Origin of the sequence: Arthrobacter sp. HMWF013 (assembly GCF_003061105.1) — a bacterium.
In the GTDB taxonomy this organism is placed as follows: domain Bacteria; phylum Actinomycetota; class Actinomycetes; order Actinomycetales; family Micrococcaceae; genus Arthrobacter.
The window spans coordinates 1-2,253 of the sequence record NZ_QAIQ01000312.1; the positions used below are offsets into that span (position 1 = coordinate 1).

The following is a 2,253-nucleotide window of genomic DNA, read 5'->3' on the forward strand; positions in this document are numbered from 1 at the left end:
GCTTTGTCCGGGGTCAGTCCGGCAGGATCCGCCGTACCACGGCGTCGGCCAGCAGGCGGCCCTTGAGGGTCAGCACCAGCTTTCCGCGGAACGCGGCCGGCGCCTCCACGAGTCCATCGGCGATGAGCCCGGCCATGGCGTGACGGCCCGGCTCCCCCAGTGTTGAGACCGCAAGCCCGGAGACGAGCCGCGCCTCAAGCATGACCCGCTCCACCTCACGGGTTTCTGCGTCCAGGGTTTCCCGTCCGGCAGCAGGTGAGAGCCCTTGGGCCAGCCGTCCAGCGTACGCAGTGGGATGCTTGACGTTCCACCACCGCACGCCGCCAACATGCGAGTGCGCGCCCGGACCGATCCCCCACCAGTCGTCTCCACGCCAGTACGCAAGGTTGTGCCTGCACGCCTGCTCCGGTGTCCGGGCCCAGTTGCTGACCTCGTACCAGCCCAGCCCTGCCGCTGTAATGAGTTCGTCCGCGAGTTCGTATTTGTCGGCGTGGTCGTCGTCGTCGATTCCGGGAACTTCGCCGCGGCGGATCTGGGCGGCAAGCTTGGTGCCGTCCTCCACGATGAGCGCGTAGGCGCTGATGTGGTCCGGTTCATAGGACAGCGCAGTCTCCAGGGAGTAGCGCCAATCAGCCAGCGACTCCCCCGGCGTCCCGTAGATCAGGTCCAGGCTGACGGCCAGCCCGGCTTCGCGGGCCCACTGAACCACCTGCGGCACCCGGCTGGGAGTGTGCGTCCTGTCCAGGACTTTCAGGACGTGGGGAACGGCGGACTGCATGCCGAAGGAGACCCTGGTGAAACCGGCTTTCCTGAGGACAGCCAAGGATTCGGGGGTGACTGAGTCCGGGTTGGCCTCAGTGGTGACCTCGGCGCCCGGTTCCAGGCCCCAATGCCCGACGGCGGCGCCCAGGATCTGTGCGAGGTCTTCAGCGGGGAGCAAGGTAGGGGTTCCCCCACCGAAGAAGACCGTGCTCAGCGGCCGGTCCGGCAGCCCGGAGTCCCGCAGGACGGTGGCCGCGAAATCGACTTCCGATACGGCGGTGGAGGCGTAGGCATCCTGGGAAGCGCCGCCGCCCAGCTCGGTTGCTGTGTAGGTGTTGAAGTCGCAGTACCCGCAGCGTACAGCACAGAACGGGATGTGAACGTACAGCCCGAAAGCACGTTCCGCCGAACCGTCGGTTGCCTGGCTGGGCAGCAGACCGTCCGACGGCGCCGGGTCGCCGAGGGGAAGAGTGCTAGGCATCAGCGGTTCCCCCGCTGCGCTGTGGTCACTTCTTCTTTGCCTTGTCCTTTGATTCGTCGGTGGTGAGGGCAGCGATGAACGCTTCCTGCGGCACCTCCACCGTGCCCACCATCTTCATGCGCTTCTTGCCTTCTTTTTGCTTTTCCAGCAGCTTGCGCTTACGCGAGATGTCACCGCCGTAGCACTTCGCCAACACATCCTTCCGGATGGCCCGGATACTTTCGCGGGCGATGATCCTGGAGCCGATGGCTGCCTGGATGGGCACCTCGAACTGCTGGCGCGGAATGAGTTCACGGAGCTTTCCCGTCATCATCACACCGTAGGCGTAGGCCTTGTCCCGGTGGGTAATGGCCGAGAATGCATCCACCTGTTCGCCCTGGAGCATGATGTCCACCTTGACAAGGTCGGCCACCTGCTCGCCGTCGGCCTTCCAGTCCAGCGATCCGTAGCCGCGCGTCTTGGACTTGAGGATGTCGAAGAAGTCGAACACGATTTCCGCCAGCGGCAGGCGATAGCGGATTTCCACGCGGTCCTCGGAGAGGTAATCCATGCCGCCCATCACGCCGCGGCGGCTCTGGCACAGCTCCATGATGGCGCCGACAAACTCGTTCGGCGCCAGGATGGTGGCGGAGACCATGGGCTCGCGGACTTCGGCAATTTTGCCGGAAGGGTACTCGCTGGGGTTGGTCACATGGACCACCTTCTTGTCCTCCAGCGTCACCTCATATTCGACGTTGGGGGCCGTGGAGATCAGGTCCAGGTTGTACTCGCGTTCGAGCCGCTCCCGGGTGATTTCCAGGTGCAGCAGGCCCAGGAAGCCCACACGGAAGCCGAATCCCAGGGCCGCGGAGGTCTCCGGTTCGTACACCAGTGCGGCGTCGTTGAGCATCAGCTTTTCCAGCGCGTCACGCAGTACCGGGTAGTCGGTGCCGTCCAACGGGTACAGGCCGGAGAAGACCATCGGCTTGGCGTCGGCATAGCCGGGGAGTGATTTGGCGGCAGGCTTGGCA

At 65.0% G+C, this 2,253-nt stretch carries 1 protein-coding gene and 1 pseudogene; both read right to left on the minus strand.

The window, feature by feature from the left end:
* Positions 1 to 13: 13 nt before the first annotated feature.
* The gene (hemW, locus tag DBR22_RS11880) at positions 14 to 1,243 is read right to left on the minus strand and encodes a radical SAM family heme chaperone HemW (protein WP_108599184.1); all 1,230 of its coding nucleotides are present in this window, start codon (positions 1,241 to 1,243) and stop codon (positions 14 to 16) included.
* Between the two features lie 25 nt (positions 1,244 to 1,268).
* A pseudogene (locus DBR22_RS11885) lies at positions 1,269 to 2,253 on the minus strand (elongation factor 4); the annotation flags it as partial.

What these genes read in the sequence shown, in the direction of transcription:
- hemW (WP_108599184.1), bottom strand. Translation starts at nt 1,243, where the DNA reads ATGCCTAGCACTCTTCCCCTCGGCGACCCGGCGCCGTCGGACGGTCTG.